The organism is Yersinia fenwicki (assembly GCF_043099325.1).
GTDB lineage: Bacteria > Pseudomonadota > Gammaproteobacteria > Enterobacterales > Enterobacteriaceae > Yersinia.
This window is the reverse complement of record NZ_CP170755.1, coordinates 128,390-145,430: the sequence shown is the minus strand read 5'-3', so window position 1 is coordinate 145,430 and position 17,041 is coordinate 128,390. Positions and strand designations below refer to the sequence as shown.

Below are 17,041 nucleotides of genomic sequence, written 5' to 3'. Positions count from 1 at the left end.
GCAAGAAACACTGCCACAATGTACAGATATATCAATTGGTTAAAATAAAATGTTAAGTTACCGCCATAGTTTTCACGCCGGCAACCATGCCGACGTTCTGAAACATACCGTTCAAAGCCTGATTATTGAGTCTTTGAAAGAAAAAGAAAAACCGTTCCTGTATCTGGATACTCACGCCGGTGCTGGCCGCTATCAGTTAAGCGGCGAACATGCTGAACGCACGGGTGAATACCTTGAAGGTATCGGCCAACTGTGGCAACGCGATGACTTACCCGCTGATTTAGCCCCGTATATGAGTGCAATCAATTATTTTAATCGTAGTGAGAAGTTGCGTTACTATCCTGGCTCACCGTTGATTGCCCGCCATTTACTGCGTGAATACGACAAAATCCATCTGACCGAACTGCACCCTAGCGATTACCCGCTACTGCGCAATGAATTTGCCAAAGATGAGCGCGCCAAAGTCCAGCGAGCCGATGGTTATCAGCAGCTTAAATCACAGTTACCGCCACCATCACGCCGTGGGCTGATTCTTATCGACCCACCGTATGAAATGAAAACTGATTATCAGGATGTGGTGAAAGGTATTCAGGAAGGTTATAAACGCTTTGCAACGGGCACCTATGCATTATGGTATCCAGTAGTTTTACGCCAGCAAGTCAAACGCCTATTGCGGGATTTGGAAGCCACTGGCATCCGCCGTATCTTGCAAATTGAATTGGCCGTTCGCCCTGATAGTGACCAACACGGTATGACCGCGTCTGGCATGATTGTGATTAACCCGCCGTGGAAGCTGGAGCAGCAAATGAACACGCTGCTGCCGTGGCTACACAAAGCACTGGTGCCTTCTGGCCATGGCCATACGCTGGTGAAATGGGTAGTGCCAGAATAATTCTTTTCTAAATGAATCGCCTATCAGAGCCATTGATGCATAAAGCTTTATCAAGCGCTAAACTGATAGGCAATTTTTTAAACGACTTGGAAACGACACTGATGACCAAACATTACGACTATCTGGCAATTGGCGGTGGCAGTGGTGGGATCGCATCGATCAACCGGGCAGCCATGTATGGCAAGAAATGTGCGCTGATCGAAGCTAAAGAGCTCGGTGGCACCTGTGTCAACGTCGGTTGTGTACCGAAAAAAGTGATGTGGCATGCCGCGCAAATTGCAGAAGCCATTAAACTGTATGGCCCAGATTACGGTTTCGACACCACAGTGAATCATTTCGATTGGAAAACGCTGATTGCCAATCGTACTGCTTACATCGATCGTATCCATCAGTCTTATGACCGTGGTTTAAGCAATAACAAAGTGGATGTTATTAAAGGTTTCGCGCGTTTTGTTGATGCGCATACCGTGGAAGTAAACGGTGAGAAGATAACCGCCGATCACATCCTGATCGCCACCGGCGGTCGCCCAAGTCATCCAGATATTCCTGGGGCAGAATACGGCATTGATTCCGATGGTTTCTTCGAATTGAACGAAATGCCAAAACGGGTTGCCGTAGTAGGCGCCGGTTATATCGCGGTAGAAATCGCAGGTGTACTCAATGGGTTAGGCACAGAAACGCATCTGTTTGTGCGCAAACATGCGCCGCTACGTACCTTTGATCCGCTGATTGTTGAAACCCTGTTGGAAGTGATGAACACCGAAGGGCCGAAACTGCATACCGAGGCAGTACCGAAAGCGGTTATCAAAAATGCAGATGGCAGCCTGACACTGCAATTGGAAAACGGCACAGAAGTGACTGTCGACCATCTGATTTGGGCCATTGGCCGTCAACCAGCAACCGATAACCTGAATCTGGCCGCCAGCGGTGTCAAAACCAATGAAAAAGGCTATATCGAGGTCGATAAATTCCAGAATACTAACGTCAAAGGTATCTACGCTGTTGGCGATAATACCGGTGCCGTTGAATTGACACCAGTGGCTGTTGCGGCAGGTCGTCGTCTATCTGAACGCCTGTTTAATAACAAGCCAGACGAGCATCTGGATTACAGCAATATCCCAACCGTGGTATTCAGCCATCCACCCATCGGGACTATTGGCCTGACTGAACCGCAAGCGCGCGAGAAGTTTGGCGACGAGCAAGTGAAAGTGTACAAATCGTCCTTCACCGCGATGTACAGTGCCGTTACGCAGCACCGCCAACCATGCCGGATGAAACTGGTGTGTGCAGGGCCGGAAGAGAAGATTGTCGGTATCCACGGCATCGGTTTTGGTATGGATGAAATCCTGCAAGGGTTTGCTGTCGCCGTGAAGATGGGCGCAACCAAGAAAGATTTCGACAACACGGTTGCTATTCACCCGACTGCCGCCGAAGAGTTTGTTACCATGCGCTAAGGTCTTTTGCTCGAACTTAAAGGCTATAAATCGACCAGTTTATAGCCTTTTTTATTGCTTTGAATTCGACCTTCAAGAATATTTTTCACTTTCGCGCTGGCGATTTCCTACCAGTTTCCAGCCAAAATTCATACCCGCCGCAGACAGCAGGATTGCACTCGCACCCGCCATTTGCATGACACTTAGCCGATGACCAAATACCAGCCAGTCGACAAAAATCGCCACCACCGGATAGATGAAAGAAAGCGCACCAACCAGGCTGGTCGGGATCTTCTGAATCGCGCCATATAATAGTGAAGACATTAACCCGGTATGAATAACGCCAATAATGAGCAGTAATCCCCATGTGCTTTCTGGCAGCGGAAAATCAGACCACCTCACGAAGGGGGCCAGCAAAATTGCACCAACCAACAACTGAATCAGCACAATCAGATGCGGCGGCAGGCCCTTTAGGCGTTTGATAATCGCTGCCGTGACCGCGTACATAAATGCCGCCCCTAGTGCCATCACTACACCAATGAAGTAGTCGGAACCCAAGGTGATAGCGCCCTGCTGTCCAATAATAATAAACAACATTCCGCCAAAAGCGACCAGCAACCAACCCAATGCATTCGCCGTTAATTTCTCACCAAAAAACAGTACGCCTAGCCCGACCAACATAAAGGGCTGAGTATGATAGGTCACCGTCGCAACCGAAATAGAGGCGTGAGAGTACGCGCCAAACAGTAACACCCAGTTCAATACCAGCGTAATGCCGCCGAGAATAGCAATGATAATGTGCTGTCGAGTGAGCACACCACGTTTAAGCAAACCCAGCATGACGCAAGCAATAAACATCGCGAATGCACCAAACACACAACGCCAGAACACAACGGTCACAGCGGGTTGTCCTGATACAATCACCGGCCAGCCCACCGTACCGGAGATAAGCATGGCGACAATCATCTCCACTGTGCCACGCGTTTTTATTTTCATCATTTTCACTCCACAATAGCTGCCGAATGCTTTGGTATTGAGTACTTGGCACTCAACCCTCAATACATTAAAATGAACAAGTGACTATTATGGTGAACGACATTCAGTTGTTCGTCAAGATGAACAAACGGATGATATGGTGAACAATGACTGATTCTGTGCTCGATAATTCAGACCATGCCGCAACCCCTATTGGCTTACTTTCTGCCTCTATCCGACGGGAACGTGAGAAGTTGGGGCTGACGGTAACGGAATTAGCCAAACGTGCCGGTATCGCGAAATCAACATTATCGCAATTGGAAGGCGGAGCCGGTAATCCCAGTTTGGAAACGCTCTGGTCGCTGGCAATGGCGCTGGGTGTCCCCGTCAGTCGACTCATCGCCCAGCCCCGCCTGCATGTTCAGGTGATCAGAGCGCATGACGGGATACCCGCGGTTTCTGAACAAGCAAATTACACCGCTACGTTACTGGCTGCCTGCCCCGCCGGGGTACAGCGTGATATCTATCGAATTAACGTTCAGCCTGGTGAACCAAGGCGTTCCCGAGCGCATATGCCCGGCACAATTGAACATGTCATTATCGGTTCAGGTAAAGCCAGAGTTGGGCCTGTTGACCAAGCGGTTGAATTAAACAGCGGTGATTACATGAGCTATTCCGCAGACGTAGAGCATATTTTTGAAGCATTGACCGTGGATACCACTGCCGTGATGATGATTGAGCACGCATAAGATATTGAGGTATCTATGGAATTGACGGTAGGAAAAAGCCATTTGCGGGCGGTTGTGCGCCACTTTGGCCCGGCCATCGAGTGTGTTCAACTTGAATCTTATGCCCCCGCCCTGCTTAAGGTTGGTGAGTTACGAGTGAAAATGCAGTTCAGCACAATCAATCCCTCCGATCTGATTACTATTTCTGGTGCATATTCCTCACGAACCCCATTACCCTTCGTGCCCGGCTTTGAAGGAGTTGGCATAGTAGAAGATGGCAGCGAATTAGTGGGTCAACGCGTCCTCCCACTGGGGAGTGCCGGTGCATGGCAGCAATATAAGCATTGTGATGCGCAGTGGTGTTTTGCCGTTCCAGACTGGCTCACTGATGAGCAAGCCGCAACCGGCTATGTTAACCCGATGACGGCCTGGTTGATGCTAACAGAAGTCCTCGCCGCAGCCCCCGGAATGAAGATAGTGGTCAGCGCAGCGAACTCGACGATTGGTGTGATGCTGATTCGAATGGCAAAACAATTGGGCCTAACAGTCACCGCGATTGTTCGCCACGCCGGGGCTGAAAATGCTGTTGATTATGCTGAACCTGATGAGTTACTGATATTGCCGGATACGGGCAATGTGACTTATAGCAATCCATTACCGCCAATCGGAGATGCTGATGCCGTGCTCGATTGTGTTGGTGGCAAGACTGCAATGAAGCTGGCAGGAATGGTACGGCAAGGTGGGAAATTTATCTCTTACGGGCTGCTTTCCGGTGACCCAATTCCTGCCTCATTTTGGCAATATCGGCCTGATATTCGCTTTAGTTACTTCCACTTACGTCAATGGGTTCATACTGCAGGCCGTGATGCGCTGGCAGCAAAGCTAAATGAAATATTCCCGCTCATCCGTGATGGTATTGCCAGTTCAAGAATCGCAGGGATATTCCCTCTCAATGAGCTACCCGCTGCATTGAGTGTTATGAGTCAGAATGCTTCTCAGGGGAAAATTCTTATTCGTTGTAATAGCTAAAAAAATCAGGCCAGAGCTAAGCCCTGGCCTGAAAGTCATAAGGTAACATAATGAATTAGAAGCTAATCTTCACACCGATATTACCCGCATAACCGTCCATTTTACCGTTAAAAGCGCGCTGATATTTAGCATCTGCGTAAATATCAACATTACTATTCACTTTAGCAGTCACGCCAGCACCACCCTGCCAATAGGTTTTACTGAATTCAGGGCGCAGACTCGCCGTATCAATAGTCACCTGTGGGTTTTTACCTAACTGATACACCACATCAGCAGATAAATAAGGTTTGATAGTTTGCTGCTTGGTTGCCTCACTAAAGACACGCATCCCAGTACGGACCTGCCCGACAGAGTAAGAAGTACCGCTCACGCCTGAAATCTCGTCACTAAAACTGTTCAGATTCAGATATTGGTATTTCAGTTGCCCCTGAGGCTCCACTTTCCAACTTCCTGCAATAGGGTATGCCTGACCCACTTCGGCAGATAGCGCCACACCATAACCATTCTGTTTGGCATCATGTTGGCTCTGATAATTATTGCGGTATAACGTCCCTTGACCAACGAGGTCGAGATAGCCACCTTGTGGCGTCATTAAGGTGTAATAACCGCCCAAACCGTAAGCATCAGTCTTAATCTTACCGGTATTTATTGATAGCTCCGGACGCATAGCCCGCGCCTTATCTTGCGTATCAGTTTCCTGCTTACCCAGCGTTATCATCACGCCCGCTGTTGCTTGTGTTCCGGCCGAATTTTCAGCTTGATAGAAATCATGGCCCAATTGAGCGAACCAGATATCTGAGTCATAGCTAAAACGACCCGCATCAAACTTATTATGCTGCCCACTAATTCGGCCCCAGGAATCCTGATTAAAACCATTGGCCGCACCTTCCGCTGATCCACGGCGTTCGTGCAAACTGCCTAAAGTGGTAAAGCCATAGAATGCATTTAACCACGGCGCGGCAATATATCCCGGCACTTCACTGCGATAAGCCGTTTCAGGAGGTTGTGGTACCACAGGCGCAGGGTCAACATCAATACCTGTCCCCGGATCTGTCGGGTCAACAGGCGTCAGATTGGACTGCAAATTCCAGCTATGTTCGTCGATTTGATATAAAAAGTACTGATATGCCCCAGCAACAACCGGGCTGCTCATGGTGAATTGTCCGGCGTGGGTATCACCATCAACGTTAATCAGATTGATGCCGGCACCGGTAGTCAATGCCCCCAGCCCACCTTGATTCATCACCTGAACAGAATGCTCACCACTAACATTCCCTATTACATGCAATTTATCTGTCGGTGAACTGTTATCGCCTAATTGCGCATTGAAAACAAAACTACCATTGCCCGTCAGATTGCTATTAATGGTTAAGGTACTAAAACTGTTACCTAACGCGCGTGCATTTGGGTTACTGCCGCTTGGCGTAAAGTTCATCTGACCCAAAATGTGCATCGATTCAACATCGGCATCACCGGTCAAATTCCACACGCTGCTGCTATCAACATCAACACTTTTGGCGTTATGTGCTGCACCAGTCCAGACCGAATTGTTCTTCAGTGTTAAGTTAACATTATTATGCTCTTCCGCCTGAAGGTCACCCACCAGCACAGAATAGTTGTCACCGTTAAGATTGACGTTACTTATAATATTGAGCGGTGAAGCCACCGTTCCGACGTTAGTACTGGCGTTGACCAGCAACCCATTGCCACCGATTAACTGTGAACCATTGTTCACATCAATATTGATATTGGCACCATATGCGCGAACACCCACACCGTTCTCACTGAGAACCTGAGAGTTATCCAAGATAACCTTGCTATAAACTGCATTCGAGCCTGCGGCATAAATTCCACCCGCATTCATACCACTGGTGGTAATTTGGCTGTCTTTTAGCGCAATAGAGCTGCTGGTTTGAGTCCACAAAGCATAAGCATTGGCACCGGTCGAGGTCGCGGTGACATTTTTAGCATTGATAGACGAACTGTTAAAGGTGCCGAGCACCATACCTGAAGCACCGGTTGTGTTAATCGTCGCCCCGGTCAGATTCAGATTTCCACCACGCGCAGCACTAGCACCAATACTGCCAACACCGGCTGTAGAGATGCTCATATTGGTGGCATCAAAAATTGATTCTGAGTAAATGCCGTGAGAACTATTGCCGGTTGTTCTCACGACTGTACTATCGACAGTTGCTGTGCCCCGGTTCTCTATAGCGGTGGCACCATCCCCTTCGGTAATGAACTCGGCATTATTTACCTTCACCGATGACGTCGTATCCGGTACCCAAATTCCCATGGCATAAGTGCCTTTGGAATGGTAGGAACCGCCATTGATCGTGACGTCAGCGTTCATATTAACGTTAACCATCGTCGCGTTGCCGCTACGAGAGATCGCATTGATATTATTTAATATAATGACTGCTTTATTGGTCGAACTGTTACCCATAGCGCGTAACACTGCGCCAGAAGCCAAATCAATATTGGCATTGCTGACTGTAGCCGAACCGGCAATATCAAAAACCTGACTCATATTACCCGTGGCCGTCAAACCATCCATGGTAATAGTCGAATCCCGGCCAACACTCACCCCGGCGTAGGCATTACTCATATTAATCGTGGTGTTATCTAAGGTGGCATTTATACCGCCATTCCCAATATAAACTCCGGTACCATTGTTACTGCTGGTGTTATTTATAGTGTTATTCGCTCCACTTAGCGCACTGCCAATATCACTCAGATAAATACCGTAACTACCGCCACCACTGGCATTAATCGTCGTATTATTGACTGTCAATTTGGCACCACCGGCCCCCGAAATACCGTAAGTCGATGAGCCACTGGTGGAGATCACGGTACCATTAATATCAGCACTGCTCCCCAGCCCCGTCGAAGAAACACCATAAGCGGTGGAGCCAGTCGTCGTCACCGTCCCCCCCCGTAAATTCACGGTGCCTTTATTATTGCTGATACCAAATGCCACGACACCATCAGTCTTGATAGCCGATCCATTCAGTGTCAGAGTGCCACCATTAGTCACACTGGCACCATTTGCACCGCGCCCCGTGGTAGTGATAGCGAGGTCTGATTCGCCAGTTACCTCACTGGTAGAACCTTGCACGATGATCGGAGATAGGTTGTCACTATCGGTGCCATATTCACCTAAGATTGCAACAGAATTACCATCAGTGACACTGACTGTCTGTGCCGCCCAACTATAAAGTGGGGTTAGCAGCGGCACCAGTAAACTGGCCAGCAACGTTTTACGAAAACAGGGTAAGCGCACTATATTATTTATATTCATGTTAACAACCTGGTTTTATAACAAATTCAAATAGAAAAAGTGTTTAACTTTATTTATTAGGCATTGTTTTATTTGTAAAATTTATATTTACTCGTCAGGTTTAACTTAAAGAAAATAAATAACCTAACCTATTAGGAATATATGTGATAAGGAATGATTTTAATATGGGACTGCATACCTAAATACGTAGTCCATTTCCTACAAATATAAATCAAGATCTGAATCAGCCGCTTAAGACGGTTGAATTGAGAATATAACTAGCGTTAATTTCAGTATGCCAAAATGATGGAATTTACCCACTACGGTTGTGATAGACGTCGACTCTGCTATTATCAACAGATTAGCTACTGTTTTATGTCACATTTTGTAGAAGAATCATCTACATAAGGCATAGATAACTGTATTCGAGGAGAATTATGCCGAACACACCGCGAGACAATCCAGCCCCGCTGGCTGTTGGGATTGAAACTGGCAAAAAAGCGATTTCCTTTATGACACGGATAAGTGATCGTGTGAAAGCTTACCCGGCAGTCGCCCATATTATCCGTGCAACAGACCGTTTCAATGATCGATTGGGCAGCCAGTTTGGGGCCGCTATTACTTATTTTTCATTTTTGTCACTTATTCCTATCTTGATGGTTTCTTTTGCCGCAGTGGGTTTTGTGCTGGCATCCAATCCGGACTTATTAGCTGAGCTAATTAACAAAATTGTTAATACCATCAGTGACCCAAGTTTGGCAGCCACACTTAAAAACACCGTAAATACCGCTATCCAACAACGTACGACCGTGGGATTAACCGGTTTGGCGATTGCACTTTATTCCGGAATAAGTTGGATGGGAAATCTACGCGAAGCCATTCGCGCCCAGTCACGAGATGTTTGGGAGCGGAACCCGCAGGATCAGGAAAAGTTCTATTACCGCTATGCGCGTGATTTTGTTTCGCTCACCGGGTTAGTTATCGCGCTGATCATTACCCTGTCGCTGACGTCTATCGCCGGTGCGGCACAATCTGCAATTGTTGATGCATTAGGGTTAGGGGGGATCGAATGGTTGCGACCGGTCATGACACTCATTGCCTTATCAATCTCTATTGCCGCTAATTATCTATTATTTTTATGGATTTTCTGGATTCTGCCGCGACATAAGCCGAAGAAAAAAGCACTGTTGCGCGGTACCCTGATTGCCGCAATCGGTTTTGAAATCATCAAATTCATCATGACCATGATGCTGCCCCGCCTTGCCAGCTCTCCATCGGGAGCAGCTTTTGGTTCAGTAATCGGCTTAATGGCCTTTTTCTACTTTTTCGCTCGCTTGACCTTATTTTGTGCCGCCTGGATAGCCACCGCTCGCTACGCCGAGGACGGCACCCTGCCCCAGACAAGCAGCAATAACACCGCAGAGTAACCGCTGATCATGGAGGATCACCAATGTCTCGCAATATAAAATTACTGTTACTACTCGCCGTTGTCATGCTAACGGCTTTGCTGGTCTATCAATTTCGTTTTAGCCACGCCGATGCACTGTGGAAAATTGTTAGCCAGCAATGTGTTCCGCATATGGAAAAGGAAGATAACCCGCAACCCTGTGCTGAGGTCGATACACAAGCCGGTTTCGTGGTGTATAAGGATAAAAATGGGCCATTACAGTATTTATTAATGCCGACCGCCAAAATCAGCGGCATAGAAAGCCCACAGTTATTAGCCGACAGCAGTCCAAACTATTTCTTTGATGCCTGGCAAGCTCGCCACTTTATGGCGGATAAATATGGTGCGCCCATTGATGACGCGGATATCTCACTAGCTATCAATTCAAAATTTGGCCGCAGTCAGGACCAACTGCATATTCATATTTCATGTCTAAAGCCCGCAGTCAAAACGGCCCTGGCAGCACAGAAAGCTGATTTCCGTCAGCAATGGCAGCCCTTACCCAGCGGGTTATTGGGGCATGATTATTTAGTTCGACGCACTACGGCAGCAGAATTGCAACAATCAGGTGCGTTTCGTTTGTTAGCAAGTGAAGTGCCGGGCGCGAAAGGTGAAATGGGGCGTTATGGTTTAGCCCTGACAGCATTACCGGATGGGCAATTCTTACTACTCGCCAGCAAAGCGAGCCTGATAAAGTTGCATCGTGGATCGGTGGAGGAGTTGCAAGACCACAGCTGCCAACTGCTCCCCCAACCACCGATACATTAACCCGTTATTTTTTCTGCTTCATTTTCTGCAACAGCGGCGTGCACTGATTTTCTTCCGCTTCACTTGGGGAAATCAGTGCCAGCAATGCAGCGGCTGGTGTGAGCGCCACACCTAACACCGCAGCAACTGCGCCACGGGCCAGTAAAGGCCCGGCTTTAACCCCGGCATCAGGCTGTTTAAACGTGCCTTTCACATACAACGGGGAACGTAAGGTCAGAATTCTCAGCCCTTTGCTTTCCGGATCAATCGATAAATCCATCCGTTCGGTAGCAAAATTGATATTACCGGTAATGTTGATAATGGCATTTTCGGTATCAATAACAAATAAGCGCGGTGTCGCCAGGCCATTGCGCAACTGAATATCCGCCACTGCGCAGTTAATTTTGACCTCATCATCACCAAACAGCTTCGCCACCAGATAGTTACCTACATTCAGGCCGAGTAATTCCATTAAGCTCCGGCTAATAAGTCCCTGATTGAGTAACAAGCGCAGGTTACCATTACTGGTTGCCAGCAGCGCAGCAACTGAGTTACCGGTAGCAGTAAATGACGCATCGCCATTTAACTGCCCCAAGCTGTTACGCATTGCCTGCACCTGTGGCAACAGCTCTTTCAGTTGTAGCCGGCGGGCATGCAAATCAACTTTGCCCTGCATCGGGTCTTTGTTGCCATTCAGGCGCAGAGTTGCATTGAGGTTCCCCCTGGCCATGCCAAATCGCAGTGGATCGAGCAGTAACTCACCATTATTCAGCACTACGTGAGTGGAAAGGTCGGTCAGTGGTAATGATTTATCCCGATCGATACGCTTAGCCGAAAAGGTAACATCGGCATCCATCACTCCCCAGCTTTTGGTATCAAATTTTTCAGTCGGCAGCACTTTATTGCTCGGTTGTCGGCTGCGTTCGCCACGATTGGCTTTCTCCTGATTAGAATCCGCCCCAATTAAAGGGGCCAAATCAGCAAAACGTAATTTATCTGACGACATGTTGCCGACTAATTTCGGGCGCGGCTGGCTGGCGGTGTAAGTCAGGTCGCCATGAATATCGCTATCGCCGATTTTGCCATTAAAGTTTTCATAACGATAAACCGCCCCACCGGCCTGTTTGAGGCTCGCGATTAAGCGGCCATCGGTATTAAATGGAGGAGTGGCCGGCAATAACACACCAATCAGTGGATAGAGGTTATCCAAACTGGCACCGGAGAATTTCAATTGCAGATTCAACCCCGCCAAATTGGCAGGATCGGTTAATGTACCCGCCACCACCACCCGGGTAGAACCCGAGCGGACATCTGCCTGTAATGGGAAAGGAATGCTGGCATCACTCATCGACAACATCCCACCGATTTTGCCGCTACCGGTTAAAGGCTGCCCCTGATACTTGCCGTCAATCTTCCAACCAAACACAAAGTCCGAGGCATTGTTCTGCGCTTTTTCAGTGGTTTTTTTCTCGTTACGGGCACCGGTCACCTCAGCAAATGGCAGCGGCTTACCCAACGGGTCAATCACCGCCTGCAAGTCTGCTTTCAGAACCGCGTCTTTCAGATTTATCTGACCACGATCAAACACAATATCATCAATATTTACCGACCAATCAGACGCGCCACTCTTATCCTCGGCCGAGCTATTCGCCAGGTTAAATGTCCAGTTATTCTTACCATCAGCAAGGCGTAGCAGAGTGGCATCCGGTTGTGTCAGCCAGATACGCGGTATCCAGACCTCTTTCGCCAGCAACGCCAGCGGAGCAATACTGGCATCAACCCGTTTTAGGGTGACCATCTCACCAGTAGGGAATGCGGTAGATTCTGTTTTGTCTTCGGCGGTATTGTGCTTACTAGTGGCTTTATTGTTCTTACCAGCGGCGTTATCGCCGGCTAAATCGGGCGGATTGCCCAGCACCAAATCCTCAGCGTGGATATGCGGCCAGAGCACCCAGCCGCGCCAGCCAGGCTCATCGCCGTTACGTGACCAGTCCACACTCAGATTACCGCGAATAGCGAAAGGACGGTGCAACTCGATAGAAACTTTCTCATTGATGGTTGGCTTTAGACGATTCCAGTCGAAAGTCTTAATAAACACGATAGCTGCTATCAGTAGCAGCAGAATAATCCCGACTATGCCTGTCAGCACTTTTCCAGTTTTGGTCATAACAGCTCCATGCCAGTACTCATGATATTAAAAACGTAAAAAGTACTTTAACCATAGTCGAGAATGAAGCAACAGGGTGAGATGGAGGAAAGAGGAGCTGATTTATTGACCCAAAAGCATTAGCCGCAAAACAGCATAGGGAGGGTTTGTAAACGATCAAATGACGCGGGTCGAGAGAGATAATATCCTTGTGCGGCGACGGCATCAGACTGCTGCACCATTGCCCATTCTTGTGAGGTTTCCACCCCTTCAACAATCACGCCTTTGCTATAGCCAGCCATGAGAGTCACCAATTTGAAAAACAGTTGGTTTCCGACATCACTTTCTTGCAGCACGATAAACAGGTCTCTGGCGACTTTGATGTACTCATAGCGCCAGCTAATAAATGAAGTGAAATTTGCCAGCCCGCTACCGAAATCATCCAGCCATAGGCGATCTGCTTCAGCAATACGTGCAAAGGGGGTATCAAGAGAGGTATCGACATGCTCAAGTAATTCAAAGCGAATATAAGGCATGGCATCGATTAACACCTTAGCCTGTAAGTCATCCTGCATCGCCATCAAAGCCTGACCATCAATGTTAATTGAGACCAACACCGAGTGATGCACAAATATCGCATGCCATTGTTTAACCATATTCAACTGCTCAAGCACCACATTCAAACGGGCGCTGATACTGATTGAACTGAAGTAATCTTCCGGATTCAGACGAGTATCCGGTGATGATGGGTGAAAAACAGCCGTAAGCAGCTCGATAGCCAGCAGCGCACCTGAGGTACGATAGATAGGTTGAAAAGTGTACCGACGCTGACATTGCCGCCAGAAGCTCTGTCCTTTATTACGATCAATGGCGGCAAAGGATGGCGCAAGTAAACCTGATATTTTATTGGTCATCATCAGTTTAGTCGCCATGTTTTAGGGCACCAGACAGTCAAGGCAATAGATATTACCGTCAGTTTGAGCAACCCTGTATTAAACAGTTTTCCTTCTGGAGATGTTATCGACTCGGACGAACAGAACTTTATATCGCAGCATGACAGATTATTATTTCCAGCCAGATTACAGGCCTCGGCAGGCTGGCGCGGCACATTTAAGCCATCTATATTACTTAACTCAATAATGCCATTACTGTTAATGGAGATGAACATGCCTTATGTCAATATTAAAATTACTCGCGAAGGCGCGACGGCGGAGCAGAAAAAACAGCTGATCGCCGGAGTGACCCAACTGTTAGTCGACACTCTGGGTAAAAACCCGGCGACAACCGTGGTCGTGATTGATGAAGTGGATACCGATAACTGGGGAATTGGCGGCCACAGCGTGACCGACCTGCGAAAGTCATCATAATTGTCTTCAGAATCGCGGGAAACTTGTCAGTTTCCCGACCTATATCATAAAAAATTTAAAACGTCGTTTTAATACTATTGACTCTAACCAAGCCAGCAGTGAGACTAACCTTATTCCCCTTATTGACTCACAGGCCAGCTTTCCATGACCAGCAAAAATATTGCCGTTATCGGCGAATGCATGATTGAACTGTCACAAAAAGGTACCGACCTTAGCCGGGGCTTTGGCGGTGATACGCTGAATACAGCGGTATATGTTGCCCGTCAGGTGTCAAAGCAAGACTTGAATGTCCATTACGTCACAGCGTTGGGTACTGATAGTTTCAGTAACGAGATGTTGGCAGCTTGGCAGAAGGAAAACATTCACACCGATCTAATTCAGCGTATGGATGATAAATTGCCAGGGCTGTATTTTATCGAAACAGACAGCACCGGTGAGCGCACCTTCTATTATTGGCGCAATGATGCTGCCGCACGTTTCTGGCTCACCAGCCCTGCTGCAGACGAAATCTGCCAACGCCTGGAAAAGTTTGATTATCTGTATCTTAGCGGCATCAGCCTGGCGATCCTTGACAATGCTTCCCGCCAGCGCTTACTGAAATTACTGCGTGCCTGCCGTGCTAACGGTGGCAAAGTTATCTTTGATAATAACTACCGCCCTCGCCTATGGCAGAGCAAGGAAGAGACGCAACAAGCCTACCACGACATGTTGGCTTGTACGGATATCGCCTTCCTGACGCTGGATGATGAAGACATGCTGTGGGGCGAGAAGTCACTAGAGCAGGTCATTGAACGCACACAGAATTTAGGTGTAAACGAAATTATTATTAAGCGCGGCGCAGATTCCTGCATCGTCTGGGTGAAAGAGGGATTTGAAGCTCACCAGTATGATGTGCCAGCGGTTAAACTACCGAAAGAAAAAGTGGTCGACACCACTGCGGCTGGGGATTCCTTCAGTGCCGGTTATCTAGCTGTTCGCCTGACGGGTGGTAGCGCACATGACGCCGCTGTGCGTGGACATTTAACCGCCAGCACCGTGATTCAGTACCGTGGCGCCATCATCCCACTGGCAGCCATGCCTGCAGTGTGATTGATCATATTTCTCACCAGAAATCAGAATGAAGAGGAAGCGCCCCTAAGTGCGGTAAACCCTTCGATCACTGAAGCCCGAACAATAGTGTCCGGGCTTATTCATAACGATTGACTCAATATTTTACTTACTGAGCTGTTGTTGGTGTCGCGGGTGCTACCTCCGCAGAAGCCACTGTGGGGGCCGCATCTTCTGGCACCACCGTGTGTGGCGTCATAATCGCGTTATAGGCATCTTGCAGCGCTTTCACATTCACTTCTGGCTCACCTTTTGGCTGGGTCAGAATTAGCGTGGTATCTTGCGATAATTGCTGCTTCAATTCCTGATTTAGCTCCGCCAACGTCAGCCCAGACAAAAATGCCTGCCGTAGCTTCTGATACTGTTCTGGGGCAATATCCACCACACCACTCTGCTGTGAACGCAAACGCTGACTCATCAAAATATCAGTATCTGTGCGAGCATAAGTGGCAAACAACTTACTGAGTTGATCGTTTTTCTGCACCATCAAGGCATCGAACTCAGCTTGACTCAGGCCCTTCTCACGTAAGCTAGCCAGTTCGCGCGCCACAAAATTCATGCCCGGCGTCAGACTTTCAGTTGGCGTATTCAGGTGAATCGCACATTGAGCACGTTGATATTGCACCCGACAATCAAAGCCCAGCTTCAGATTCTTCTGATCACTTTTTTCCAGCACTTGTTGAATATGCCAGAATAGTGCCTCACGGGCTAAATCACTGCGCCAGTAGCGGCTTAACGCAACGGAGTCCTGAATCGGATGCCAAGGGGTATCCCACATTAATGATAATGTGTCTTGCGTCGCCTGCTCACTCATCAAGCTCACCGGCTCTGGTGGCAGCGGCGCAAGCATCGCGATAGGTGCTGGCGTTGTGCGTTTCCCTTTCAACTCAGAGAATGTTTTGCCAATTTGGGCTGCAATACTGCGACTATCTACATTACCCACCACATACAATGTCATGGCATCCGGCGTATACCATTGCTGATAAAACTGTTTTAGCTTCTCGACATCGACCGATTTTGCCACTGGCTGGCCGGGATCATGCCCCATTAGAGAAGAGCCTTTAAGACGATAACGCCACCAAGGTTCCTGAATATTTTGCGGGAATGTGGCAATAGGATCGGTTGCACTATTCAGTGCTGCATTGACAGTCTGTTCACTGATAGCCAGCTTGCCACTGGTATCGGATAACCACGCCAAGGCTTCTTTCATCAAATCGGGGCGGTTATTGGGCAAACTCAAACTGTATAAGGTGAAATCATAAGATGTAATAGCCGGTGGCAACGGGCGATCGTTATCGACCCCTTGCTGCCATAGAGACTGAAGCTGGGCAGGAGTAAAACTCGCGCTGCTCATTAATGCCAGGCGCGGCAACAGATGGGCAAAACCAACGTGTTGTGCACTCTCAGATAATGAGCCAGTATTAACGACCAGACGTAACTCGATCCGATCGCTAGGGCGCTGCGGTGTTGCTAGCAACTGCCATGAAAACCCGTTTTCTAATTTTCCCTGCTGCCAGGCAGGATCGGGTTGTAGTGCTTCAGCCTGCACATTACTACTGGCGGCAGCCAACAATAATCCACCAACTATGAGACGAATTCTGGTGCCCTGCATGTGAACCCCTACTTAATAAACTATCCAATTTTAAAACAATGCAATCCTTACGTGAACCATGCGTGTTTTCATGCAAATTGTCACAGTGAGAGCGGAACGTGGGAGTGTACCATTCTGTTAGACCGCATGCTTTTGCGGATGTCACTCATCAGAGTAAAAAATAGTATCTAAATGGTAATTAACACAAGAAATGGTCTCGCGGGGGGATCTAGAGCGGCTACCGGTGACAATGTTAGCCACCGGTAGTGAATTGAACAAAAGACTTAATATTTTATTTT

13 protein-coding genes are annotated in these 17,041 nt (G+C 48.1%); 8 read left to right on the top strand and 5 right to left on the bottom strand.

The genetic code is table 11. The features are described 5' to 3' along the window. The first annotated feature begins 49 nt into the window (after nt 1-49). Together ACF3VQ_RS00590 and gorA are read left to right on the top strand one after the other, a co-directional pair. Nucleotides 50-892, top strand: coding sequence for a 23S rRNA (adenine(2030)-N(6))-methyltransferase RlmJ (locus ACF3VQ_RS00590; protein ID WP_050076663.1), 843 nt, complete (start codon nt 50-52; stop codon nt 890-892). 101 nt (nt 893-993) lie between these two features. Continuing rightward, nucleotides 994-2,346 carry a glutathione-disulfide reductase gene (gene gorA / locus ACF3VQ_RS00585; RefSeq protein WP_392432991.1) on the top strand — a complete coding sequence of 451 codons (1,353 nt, stop codon included), beginning with the start codon at nt 994-996 and terminating at the stop codon, nt 2,344-2,346. 72 nt (nt 2,347-2,418) lie between these two features. Here gorA and ACF3VQ_RS00580 read toward each other — a convergent pair whose 3' ends face one another. Continuing rightward, a complete protein-coding gene (locus ACF3VQ_RS00580) occupies nt 2,419-3,321 on the bottom strand; it encodes a DMT family transporter (RefSeq protein ID WP_392435758.1) in 903 nt (300 codons plus the stop codon). A gap of 146 nt (nt 3,322-3,467) precedes the next feature. Here ACF3VQ_RS00580 and ACF3VQ_RS00575 point away from each other — a divergent pair, with 146 nt between their 5' ends. Continuing rightward, entirely contained in the window at nt 3,468-4,049 is a 582-nt protein-coding gene (locus ACF3VQ_RS00575; RefSeq protein ID WP_392432990.1) for a helix-turn-helix domain-containing protein, read from the top strand. Between the two features lie 15 nt (nt 4,050-4,064). Further along, nucleotides 4,065-5,057, top strand: a complete 993-nt coding sequence (locus ACF3VQ_RS00570) for a zinc-dependent alcohol dehydrogenase family protein (RefSeq protein WP_392432989.1) — start codon at nt 4,065-4,067, stop codon at nt 5,055-5,057. Nucleotides 5,058-5,112: 55 nt separating this feature from the next. Here ACF3VQ_RS00570 and yapE read toward each other — a convergent pair whose 3' ends face one another. After that, complete coding sequence (yapE, locus tag ACF3VQ_RS00565; protein WP_392432988.1) at nt 5,113-8,358, bottom strand: autotransporter adhesin YapE; 3,246 nt, start codon at nt 8,356-8,358, stop codon at nt 5,113-5,115. 416 nt (nt 8,359-8,774) lie between these two features. Between yapE and yhjD the strand changes: the two genes are divergently transcribed. Both yhjD and ACF3VQ_RS00555 read left to right on the top strand, forming a co-directional pair. Beyond that, nucleotides 8,775-9,764, top strand: coding sequence for an inner membrane protein YhjD (yhjD, locus tag ACF3VQ_RS00560; protein WP_392432987.1), 990 nt, complete (start codon nt 8,775-8,777; stop codon nt 9,762-9,764). Nucleotides 9,765-9,787: 23 nt separating this feature from the next. Beyond that, on the top strand, nt 9,788-10,552 hold the full coding sequence (locus ACF3VQ_RS00555) for a CDP-diacylglycerol diphosphatase (protein ID WP_392432986.1): 765 nt from the start codon (nt 9,788-9,790) through the stop codon (nt 10,550-10,552). A gap of 4 nt (nt 10,553-10,556) precedes the next feature. On the opposite strand, the gene ACF3VQ_RS00550 is transcribed toward ACF3VQ_RS00555, so the two are convergent. Both ACF3VQ_RS00550 and pdeH read right to left on the bottom strand, forming a co-directional pair. Continuing rightward, on the bottom strand, nt 10,557-12,698 hold the full coding sequence (locus ACF3VQ_RS00550) for an AsmA family protein (RefSeq protein WP_392432985.1): 2,142 nt from the start codon (nt 12,696-12,698) through the stop codon (nt 10,557-10,559). Between the two features lie 119 nt (nt 12,699-12,817). Continuing rightward, the gene (gene pdeH / locus ACF3VQ_RS00545; RefSeq protein ID WP_392432984.1) at nt 12,818-13,609 is read right to left on the bottom strand and encodes a cyclic-guanylate-specific phosphodiesterase; all 792 of its coding nucleotides are present in this window, start codon (nt 13,607-13,609) and stop codon (nt 12,818-12,820) included. A 234-nt stretch (nt 13,610-13,843) separates the two neighbouring features. On the opposite strand from pdeH, the gene ACF3VQ_RS00540 reads away from it, so the two are divergent. Both ACF3VQ_RS00540 and ACF3VQ_RS00535 read left to right on the top strand, forming a co-directional pair. Next, nucleotides 13,844-14,044 carry a 2-hydroxymuconate tautomerase family protein gene (locus ACF3VQ_RS00540; RefSeq protein ID WP_004388926.1) on the top strand — a complete coding sequence of 67 codons (201 nt, stop codon included), beginning with the start codon at nt 13,844-13,846 and terminating at the stop codon, nt 14,042-14,044. Between the two features lie 144 nt (nt 14,045-14,188). Next, nucleotides 14,189-15,133, top strand: coding sequence for a sugar kinase (locus tag ACF3VQ_RS00535; RefSeq protein ID WP_392432983.1), 945 nt, complete (start codon nt 14,189-14,191; stop codon nt 15,131-15,133). Between the two features lie 127 nt (nt 15,134-15,260). On the opposite strand, the gene ACF3VQ_RS00530 is transcribed toward ACF3VQ_RS00535, so the two are convergent. Further along, the gene (locus ACF3VQ_RS00530) at nt 15,261-16,763 is read right to left on the bottom strand and encodes a M16 family metallopeptidase (protein ID WP_392432982.1); all 1,503 of its coding nucleotides are present in this window, start codon (nt 16,761-16,763) and stop codon (nt 15,261-15,263) included. Nucleotides 16,764-17,041: the final 278 nt, after the last annotated feature.

Excerpts from the sequence above, each read along its gene's own strand:
- pdeH (WP_392432984.1), bottom strand. The coding sequence starts at position 13,609 with ATGGCGACTAAACTGATGATGACCAATAAAATATCAGGTTTACTTGCG.
- gorA (WP_392432991.1), top strand. The coding sequence starts at position 994 with ATGACCAAACATTACGACTATCTGGCAATTGGCGGTGGCAGTGGTGGG.
- ACF3VQ_RS00555 (WP_392432986.1), top strand. The coding sequence starts at position 9,788 with ATGTCTCGCAATATAAAATTACTGTTACTACTCGCCGTTGTCATGCTA.
- yapE (WP_392432988.1), bottom strand. The coding sequence starts at position 8,358 with ATGAATATAAATAATATAGTGCGCTTACCCTGTTTTCGTAAAACGTTG.
- ACF3VQ_RS00590 (WP_050076663.1), top strand. The coding sequence starts at position 50 with ATGTTAAGTTACCGCCATAGTTTTCACGCCGGCAACCATGCCGACGTT.
- yhjD (WP_392432987.1), top strand. The coding sequence starts at position 8,775 with ATGCCGAACACACCGCGAGACAATCCAGCCCCGCTGGCTGTTGGGATT.
- ACF3VQ_RS00570 (WP_392432989.1), top strand. The coding sequence starts at position 4,065 with ATGGAATTGACGGTAGGAAAAAGCCATTTGCGGGCGGTTGTGCGCCAC.
- ACF3VQ_RS00540 (WP_004388926.1), top strand. The coding sequence starts at position 13,844 with ATGCCTTATGTCAATATTAAAATTACTCGCGAAGGCGCGACGGCGGAG.
- ACF3VQ_RS00575 (WP_392432990.1), top strand. The coding sequence starts at position 3,468 with ATGACTGATTCTGTGCTCGATAATTCAGACCATGCCGCAACCCCTATT.
- ACF3VQ_RS00535 (WP_392432983.1), top strand. The coding sequence starts at position 14,189 with ATGACCAGCAAAAATATTGCCGTTATCGGCGAATGCATGATTGAACTG.
- ACF3VQ_RS00530 (WP_392432982.1), bottom strand. The coding sequence starts at position 16,763 with ATGCAGGGCACCAGAATTCGTCTCATAGTTGGTGGATTATTGTTGGCT.
- ACF3VQ_RS00580 (WP_392435758.1), bottom strand. The coding sequence starts at position 3,321 with ATGAAAATAAAAACGCGTGGCACAGTGGAGATGATTGTCGCCATGCTT.
- ACF3VQ_RS00550 (WP_392432985.1), bottom strand. The coding sequence starts at position 12,698 with ATGACCAAAACTGGAAAAGTGCTGACAGGCATAGTCGGGATTATTCTG.